Source organism: Microcystis sp. M109S1 (assembly GCF_020247025.1).
Classification (GTDB): Bacteria; Cyanobacteriota; Cyanobacteriia; order Cyanobacteriales; family Microcystaceae; genus Microcystis.
On sequence record NZ_JADBRW010000400.1, the window covers coordinates 1 to 8,322 of the forward strand.

The window sequence follows — 8,322 nt, forward strand, 5'->3', positions numbered from 1 at the left end:
CAATAGCGACTCTTGTTCTGGTGTGGGGTAAAATCGAAACGAGTAGGCTTTTTCCATGTCTCACATTTTAGCATATATTTCGTAAATGTGTTAATATTTAACAGTAAAGCCGTCGTAGAACGACGGGGTTTCAGACCCAAATTTTCGATGATTGCCAAGAAAAGTGACAAATTATGCGATTTTGTTGAGAAATAATAATTTTTCTGGGCTGCCCAATAAAATTGACCATTTTCGGCAGGAGTCAGTAGCCGGTCGCCGGTCGTCAGTAGCCGGTCGCCGGTCGTCAGGAGATTGCTTTTATTTATTCTCCCTTCTCCCCACTTCATAATTCATAATTCATAATTCATATGCTTTTTGATAAAAAGTTAAAGTGGTATTGCCGTAGCGTTTCTGACGACAAATGGTTAAACTTTCTAGATTAATTGCTTGCCAAGATTTGGGATTATGTTCCACAGCAATTTCCCCCAGAGAATCTAATAAATTAGATTGAGAGATGGCAGTTAGTACCGGTAAATATAACCCGCTTTCGTAGGGAGGGTCAAAATAAATTAAATCAAAACTTTTCCCCGCTAAAGTGGCTAACTTTGTCAGCACATCCCCCCGAATTACTTGGAATTGCTGGTGGGAAGTTGCTAAATTGCGCCAATTTTCCTTGATAATTTCGCCAGCGCGTCCTGATTGTTCAATTCCAATTACTAGACTCGCACCTCGACATAAAGCTTCCCCACCCATGGAACCATTACCCGCACAAAGATCTAACCAACGACAGCCGGATAATTTCTGTTGCCAGATATTAAATAAAGCTTCTCGCACCCTTGCTGTCGTGGGACGGGTTAATTGTCCTGCTAGGGTTTTTATGGGACGATTGCCGTAAATTCTCATCGGTTAAAAGGCAAATTCAGTTAATCTTTTTTGTAATAAATCAGGAAAAAGGGCATAGTATCTTTGATTGAGAGGAGAGGGATGGGGGAGAGGCAATAAAGTCACTTTCTTTTGCTGTTTTAATCCATCTTCATCGTTAGCGGTAAGGGTAACTAGCAGTTTTTTGGTAAAGCGTTCTTTATCAAGATAGAATTTATCTACTTCTTTGGGTTTACCGTAGGGTTCAAACCATTTAAAAGCTTCCGTGCCAAGGGTAATGATATGATCACCTTGCCAATAAAAAACTAGCAGTTTTTCTATAAATGGACGAAAACGATCTTTCACTTCCCCAGAATAAGCTTTATTACCCGGGGGTTTGTAGGGAACTGTATTAGTTAAGAAAATTCGATCGCACACCGATAATAACTCTTGACGATCATGGGATTTTCTCCCCTGCCAAGCTTGAAAAAATCCCTCTCTTACCATTCTACCGGCAGCCCCGATCAAAGGTTGTCCTGCATACACTTCATCTCGTCCTAAATCCCGCCCAAAAAAGCATAACTGACTAGCAAGATTACCACCATACAAAACCGGTTCAAAAGGGTCTTTTTTTGCCTCTTGGTAAATTAGGGTATCGATGGGAAAATCCTCTTTTTTTGCCTCTTGGTGTACCTGTTTAATTAGGGTTTTAATATCGGTCATTTCAGTTATCAGTTATCAGTTATCAGTTATCAGTTATCAGTTATCAGTTATCAGTTATCAGTTATCAGTTATCAGTTATCAGTTATCAGTTCACTGTTTACTGTTTACTGATCACTGAAAAAAGCTTCTCCCCACACCCCACACCCTACACCCTACACCCTACACCCTACACCCCACACCCCACACCCCACACCCTACTTCCCCACATCACTCCTCGGTGCGATAGCCAAATTCTGCTAAAAGTGAGCGAGATTGTCGCCATTTTGGTTCTACCTTCACAAATAATTTTAAATATACCTCCCCGGCGATTAACTTTTGAATAGCCGATCGCGCGGAAGTCCCGATCGCTTTTAACATACTGCCATTTTTACCGATGACGATCCCTTTTTGGGAATCTCGTTCCACGTTAATGGCGGCAAAAACCTTGGTTAAAGCGGGAGTTTCCTCGACGCGTTCAATCACCACTGCCACAGAATGGGGAATTTCCTGACGGGTTTGCCGTAAAATCTGTTCGCGGATTAATTCGCCCATAATAAACCTTTCCGGTTGATCGGTGACTAAATCGGGGGGATAGTAATAGGGACCGACTTCGAGGGAATCAATTAACAGATTTTGCAATGCTTCGATTCCCGTCCCCTCCAGTGCCGAAAATTTGAGCAGCGGCCAGTTATTTTCCGTCCCTAAGGCACGATAACTATCGTCTAGAGGTTGCAGGTCTTCCGGTTGCTGATCGGCTTTATTTAGCCCTAAAATCGTGGGAGTTTGGTTTTTAGTCAGTAAATCGGCGATATAGCGATCGCCACTACCCAAAAAATTGCTACTATCGACAACAAATAAAACTAAATCTACAGAATTTATGGCGTTTTCAGCATTTTTAACTAAAACTTTGCCTAATTCGTGATGAGGCTTGTGAATGCCGGGGGTATCGACAAAAATCATCTGGGAGCGCTCGCCGGTGACAATGCCGCGTAAACGGTTGCGGGTAGTTTGAGCGATGGGAGAAGTAATGGCGATTTTTTGTCCCACTAATTGATTCATCAGGGTAGATTTGCCCACATTAGGACGACCAATAATGCCAATAAAACCCGATTTAAAACCAGTCGGTGCGACGGGAATCACTGCCGAATCGAGATTAAAGGCTTGAGAGTTGATAAAATCGTTCATAATTAAAGAATATTACTTAAAAAATATTTTTACCCATGCAAAGGATAATTTTGTTCTTGTTAGTATTCATTCTAGGCTGTAGTAACCATTTAAAATTATCTATAGCGGGAAATTTAAGCGATCGCTTAACCGATTATCCTCGCTGGATGACTAAACCGGTGGTTAGTTTTGCCAGCGGAGATTTAGTTTATCCCGATTGGATGGTAGGCAATTGGACTGTCACCAGTACCCTAATCGATTTAACCGCTCCTCTTGCTCCCCAGATTATCACACCTGGTTTTGAAAGTAATCGTCGTTACCTAGAACAATCGATCGAGTTTCCAGTGAGATTCATTGAGAAAGCTATGTCCAGACCGATAAATGCTGCCTTTTTATCCCCCATTATCAGTAAACCATCAACTGTGGCCGATCGATCCTTTAATGGTTTAGCAATTAGTCGCGCCTATTTAGGTAATCAATCGGTATTGTCGGTAAAAACTGACCCCAATAATCCCAATCGTCAGATTACCTTTTTACGGGGCGCTCATCAACTAATTTCCACGGTAATTGCCAGAAATAGCGAAACTCCTAGCCGAAATCAATTTATTGCCACAGAAATTATTCAACAAATTTTCCGGGGAGAAACCAATACTTATCTTAATGAGGTGGAAACCACCACCGCCTATCAGTTATTATCTCCTAATAAAATTCTAGGGGATCAGGTGACAGCCATTTATCTTTCCCCCCAATCGCCTGATTATTTCCAAGCGCCGAATCGTCCTGTGGCTTTGTATCGTTATCGCTTACAATTGCTGAAAGATTAATATATATCCTGAAAAAATCAAAAATCTTCCCTTAGGTGAGGAGACAGGAAGAGAAAAAGACAAGAGACAACTATCCTATCCTTAACGAAGGCAGGAGGCCGTTTTTGTAACGGGGATTTATACCCCGCTCCCAAAACTTTTCGCCTTAAGGCGAGGTTTTAGACCCGATTTTTTCGATAAATAATCAGTCTTTAATAACCAGATTTAGTATGATATAGAGGGTTTGAGATGCGCTCACCCAGGGTGGTGAGGATGTCAAACAATCATCAAAAATAGCAGCGGTTGCCCCCTAGTTCTATAATCAGATCACGGCTAATTTGATTGGCTATGGACCCTATTCATGTCTATCTCCCCACCCCGTTCGGGTTACACTTTACCAGTTTTTGCCTGTGCCAGTGCGATCGCATCTCTCCAGCATCTTCACGGCGAAAATGAGCTAAATTCCGTTACTTTTAATCTTTTAGAACCGCCAGAAGCCGTTACTATTGCCATCGAACAAGTTGCCCGACTTAACCCCGATGCTGCCCTAGCCATCACCCGCAGCGAGCCGGGGGACAATTTAGATTTAACTAGAAATACCCCTATATGGGCGTTAGTAGAAAGAAAGACGGGTAATCAAGAGATAGAGATTCAAGGCGGCGAAGGAATCGGCATACAGGTTGATAATGGCGGAAAATCAGCTATCTATAGTTATGCCCAGCGTCTCCTACAAGAAAACCTCAGACCCCTGTTACTGCCCCAAGAAAGCCTGAAAGTGACGATTATCCTTCCAGAAGGCAAAAAATTGGCCACAAGGACTTCTAACGCCGCTTTTGGCGTGGTAGAGGGATTATCTTTGTTGGGTACCACCGGCATTTCCCAACCCCTCAGCGCTCCCGGACAGTTAGAAATCTTTCGCGAGCAATTAAAAATTTTATCCCGTCGTTTCGATCGCTTGGTGTTTTGTATCGGGGAAAATGGCTTAGATTTAGCCCCTCAAATGGGTATTAATCCTGATATTTTGGTAAAAACAGCCAATTGGATCGGGCCGATGTTATTAGAGGCACAATTACAGGGAATCTCTGAAATTCTTTTGTTTGGTTATCACGGTAAATTAATTAAACTTGCCGGGGGAATCTTTCAGACTCACCATCATCTCGCCGATGGTCGTCGGGAAATTCTTACCGCCTACGCCGCTAAAATGGGTTTAGCTACCCCCCATCTCCAGCAAATTTTTGACAGTAGCACCAGCGAAAACGGTCTGGAATATCTGCGTCAATTAGACCGGCAAACGGGCGATAATTGGGTGGAACGCATCTATGGAGAAATGGCTAATACTATTGATCGCCGTTGCCAAGAATACGTTTATAACCACAGTAACGGTCATCTTAGGGTCGGTTGTATTTTATTCGATCGATCTCGTTCTTTGATCAGCAAAAGCGAAAATGGCCTTAAATTTTTGCAGAATCTACAAGTTACCCCCTAGTGACCGTGCTATGATCGTGGGAATATTTAGTTTTAAAAAATGAAACTAATAAGGCTAGACAATTGTAGCTTATTTTCAGAACAATAGCCGATTTAGTTCACAAATCTTTAACCTTTTCCTGCCAGTTTCTTTTCTTGATCGCAGTGACAACTCAAACCCCCCTTCCCACCCCCCAAGAGACTTTGCCCTCAGAGTCCTTCACTAATAGCCTTAATCGTCAAATAATCATCATTCTTGACTTTGGCTCCCAGTATTCTGAATTAATCGCCCGCAGAATCCGGGAAACGAACGTTTACTCCGAAGTTCTCTCCTATCGTACCAGTGCCGAACAATTGGCCCAAATCAACCCGAAAGGAATAATTCTTTCGGGCGGTCCCAATTCCGTCTATGATCCTGGAGCGCCCCACTGTGATCCCGAAATTTGGAATTTAGGTGTACCCATCCTCGGAGTTTGCTACGGGATGCAATTGATGGTACAGCAGTTAGGGGGCAGGGTAGAACGGGCAAAACGGGCCGAATACGGCAAAGCATCCCTATTTATCAACGATCCTACCGATTTATTAACCAATGTCGAGGACGGCTCCACCGCATGGATGAGTCATGGGGATTCCTGTGTGGAATTGCCTGCGGGTTTTGAAATTCTCGCTCATACCGATAATACCGATTGTGCGGCCATTGCCGATCACAAGAAAAAACTCTTTGGAGTGCAGTTTCACCCGGAAGTTGTCCATTCTGTGGGAGGAATCGCCTTAATTCGCAATTTCGTCTATCATATCTGCAAATGCGAACCCACTTGGACCACGGAAGCTTTTGTCGAGGAATCGATCCGAGAAATTAGGGCAAAAGTGGGCGATAAGCGAGTTTTATTGGCTTTATCCGGCGGTGTGGACTCCTCTACCTTAGCATTCCTCTTGCATCGAGCGATCGGTGATCAACTAACCTGTATGTTTATCGATCAGGGATTCATGCGTAAGGGTGAACCAGAACGATTAATGCAGATATTTAACGAGCAATTCCATATTAGAGTCGAGTATGTCAACGCTAGAAAGCGATTTTTAGCGCAAGTGGCCGGTGTCACGGATCCCGAAGAAAAGCGCCGTCGTATCGGCCATGAATTTATTCAGGTGTTTGAAGAAGAATCGAATCGTTTGGGACCCTTTGATTATCTGGCCCAAGGAACTTTATATCCCGATGTGATTGAATCGGCCGATAGTAATGTGGATCCCAAAACCGGGGAAAGAGTCGCGGTTAAAATTAAAAGTCATCATAACGTTGGTGGACTGCCGAAAAATCTCCGGTTTAAATTGGTCGAACCCCTGCGAAAATTATTTAAGGATGAGGTGAGAAAATTAGGTCGATCGATCAGTCTTCCAGAAGAAATTGTTCGTCGTCAACCTTTCCCCGGCCCCGGTTTAGCAATTCGCATTTTAGGGGAAGTGACCGCAGATAAATTAAATATTTTGCGCGATGCAGATTGGGTAGTGCGCGACGAGATTAATAAGCAGGGAATGTATCACGATTTCTGGCAAGCTTTCGCGGTTTTATTGCCTGTACGCAGTGTGGGAGTGATGGGAGATCAACGCACCTACGCTTATCCTATTGTCCTACGTTTAGTCAGCAGTGAAGACGGAATGACTGCCGATTGGTCGCGGGTTCCCTATGATTTATTGGAGACAATTTCTAATCGCATTGTCAATGAAGTTAAGGGAGTTAACCGCGTGGTTTATGATATTACTTCTAAGCCCCCCGGAACTATAGAATGGGAGTAGTATTGAATTATTGATTGATTGTTAGTCCCGTCCAAATATTGGGGCGGGATTTTTGCAGAATAGACAATTGAGAAGATTAATTACTACCATGACACAGTTAGAGATTTTGGAAGAAATAGAAGCGGTGGATTTTGCCGAGGAAGAAGAAGATAAGCTAAACGGCTTTTACTTCGGATCACCGATATAGACTCCAAAAGGGTTATAGCTATTGGATCATGCAGGTTAAGCGCTGTTTAGCTTATTGAAGGAGAATCAGCAAACCAAAAAAAGCTACAACTCAAAGAAATCTCCGAGACTGTTGTTGCCAGCAGTGATTGGACTACCGCAACGATCCGCGATCAATTAATTCGAGAAAATATTCAACTTAATCCGCGCTTTCAAAGACGAGATGCTTGGAATATTACTCGTAAAAGTCGATTTATTGAATCCGTAATTCTAGGGTTTCCAGTCCCACAGATTGTCTTAGCTACTAATAATAAGGAAAAAGGGAAATTTATCGTTCTTGATGGCAAACAACGCTTACTAACACTTTTACAGTTTTATGGTGACAGTGCCACACCTAATAATAGTTTTACTTTAAAAGATTTAGAATTTCTAGATAATCTCAATGGCTGCCAATATCAGGATCTAAAAAATGACTTCAATTTGAATGATATCTTAGACCAACTGGATAATCAAACTATCCGCACGATTGTTATCCGTAATTGGAAAACGGAGAGTTTCCTCCATAAAATTTTTCTGCGTCTCAATCAGGAAAATACCCCTTTGTCTCCACAGGAATTAAGACAAGCATTACACCCCGGAGACTTTATTAATTTTTTAGATGATCGAGCGATCGAAAGTCAAGCATTAAAGAAAATATTTAAATCTTCCTATCCCGATTTCCGGATGCGCGACACTGATATATTATTGCGTTATGTAACTTTTCATTATTATTTATCTGATTATCGCGGTGATGTTCAGATGCTTCTAGATAAAACCTGTCAAAATTTCAATCAAGAATGGGAAAAACGCTCAGATGAAATTATCAATGTTGTTGATCAATTTGAAAAAGCTGTCCAGACAACGATTAATATTTTTGGAGAGAAAAACTTTTCCCGTCTCTGGCTGCCTGAATCGGCAACTTATCGAAGTCAGTTCAATCGAGCAATTTTAGATGTGATGGTTTTTTACTTTTGCGATGATCTAATTAGAGCAGCTGCCGAGAAAAACAAAGAACAGGTAGAAGAAGCATTTAAAAGTTTATTTCTTACTGCCGTTGATCGATTTAAAAATGCTGTATTAATTAATCCACATACTAAACAATCAACCTATGATCGTTTTCATTTATGGGGTCAAGCTTTATCAAAAGTATTAGATATTAACTTCAATATTCCTCAGATGGAAGATAACCGTATTATTTTTAAGGGGTTAAGATAGTTGGCTCTTCGTTACTCTTTATGCTAAATCAACAGACAAGATGCCAAGATAACATACTTCTAACCCAAAAATTCTGAAAGTTTCTAAAGCCATAGCCTCTCCGTTTTATTAGTTTAAGTTTATTGTTGATTCCCTCGAC

Annotated in this window: 8 protein-coding genes and 1 pseudogene; 4 read left to right on the forward strand and 5 right to left on the reverse strand. The window is 41.9% G+C overall.

Annotated elements, in window-relative coordinates:
• From IM322_RS23540 to era, 4 genes are all read right to left on the reverse strand, one after another.
• Positions 1-57: helix-turn-helix domain-containing protein (locus IM322_RS23540; RefSeq protein ID WP_155119799.1), on the reverse strand; the 57-nt coding region annotated here is incomplete at its 3' end.
• A gap of 279 nt (positions 58-336) precedes the next feature.
• On the reverse strand, positions 337-882 hold the full coding sequence (gene rsmD / locus IM322_RS19710; protein WP_286825954.1) for a 16S rRNA (guanine(966)-N(2))-methyltransferase RsmD: 546 nt from the start codon (positions 880-882) through the stop codon (positions 337-339).
• Between the two features lie 3 nt (positions 883-885).
• Complete coding sequence (locus IM322_RS19715) at positions 886-1,563, reverse strand: uracil-DNA glycosylase family protein (RefSeq protein ID WP_287673923.1); 678 nt, start codon at positions 1,561-1,563, stop codon at positions 886-888.
• Positions 1,564-1,770: 207 nt separating this feature from the next.
• Positions 1,771-2,727 carry a GTPase Era gene (gene era / locus IM322_RS19720; RefSeq protein WP_287674934.1) on the reverse strand — a complete coding sequence of 319 codons (957 nt, stop codon included), beginning with the start codon at positions 2,725-2,727 and terminating at the stop codon, positions 1,771-1,773.
• 35 nt (positions 2,728-2,762) lie between these two features.
• On the opposite strand from era, the gene IM322_RS19725 reads away from it, so the two are divergent.
• From IM322_RS19725 to IM322_RS19740, 4 genes and pseudogenes are all read left to right on the forward strand, one after another.
• On the forward strand, positions 2,763-3,530 hold the full coding sequence (locus IM322_RS19725) for a DUF6816 family protein (protein WP_287674935.1): 768 nt from the start codon (positions 2,763-2,765) through the stop codon (positions 3,528-3,530).
• 340 nt (positions 3,531-3,870) lie between these two features.
• Positions 3,871-4,995: a cobalt-precorrin-5B (C(1))-methyltransferase CbiD gene (cbiD, locus tag IM322_RS19730; RefSeq protein WP_287674936.1), complete on the forward strand. Its 1,125-nt coding sequence runs from the start codon at positions 3,871-3,873 to the stop codon at positions 4,993-4,995.
• Positions 4,996-5,138: 143 nt separating this feature from the next.
• Complete coding sequence (gene guaA, locus IM322_RS19735; RefSeq protein ID WP_287674938.1) at positions 5,139-6,764, forward strand: glutamine-hydrolyzing GMP synthase; 1,626 nt, start codon at positions 5,139-5,141, stop codon at positions 6,762-6,764.
• An 88-nt stretch (positions 6,765-6,852) separates the two neighbouring features.
• Positions 6,853-8,183 (forward strand): annotated as a pseudogene (locus IM322_RS19740) (GmrSD restriction endonuclease domain-containing protein).
• A 28-nt stretch (positions 8,184-8,211) separates the two neighbouring features.
• Here IM322_RS19740 and IM322_RS19745 read toward each other — a convergent pair.
• On the reverse strand, positions 8,212-8,322 hold a 111-nt coding region (locus tag IM322_RS19745; protein WP_287672386.1), incomplete at its 5' end, for a transposase.

What these genes read in the sequence shown, in the direction of transcription:
- rsmD (WP_286825954.1), bottom strand. Translation starts at nt 882, where the DNA reads ATGAGAATTTACGGCAATCGTCCCATAAAAACCCTAGCAGGACAATTA.
- IM322_RS19715 (WP_287673923.1), bottom strand. Translation starts at nt 1,563, where the DNA reads ATGACCGATATTAAAACCCTAATTAAACAGGTACACCAAGAGGCAAAA.
- era (WP_287674934.1), bottom strand. Translation starts at nt 2,727, where the DNA reads ATGAACGATTTTATCAACTCTCAAGCCTTTAATCTCGATTCGGCAGTG.
- IM322_RS19725 (WP_287674935.1), top strand. Translation starts at nt 2,763, where the DNA reads ATGCAAAGGATAATTTTGTTCTTGTTAGTATTCATTCTAGGCTGTAGT.
- cbiD (WP_287674936.1), top strand. Translation starts at nt 3,871, where the DNA reads ATGTCTATCTCCCCACCCCGTTCGGGTTACACTTTACCAGTTTTTGCC.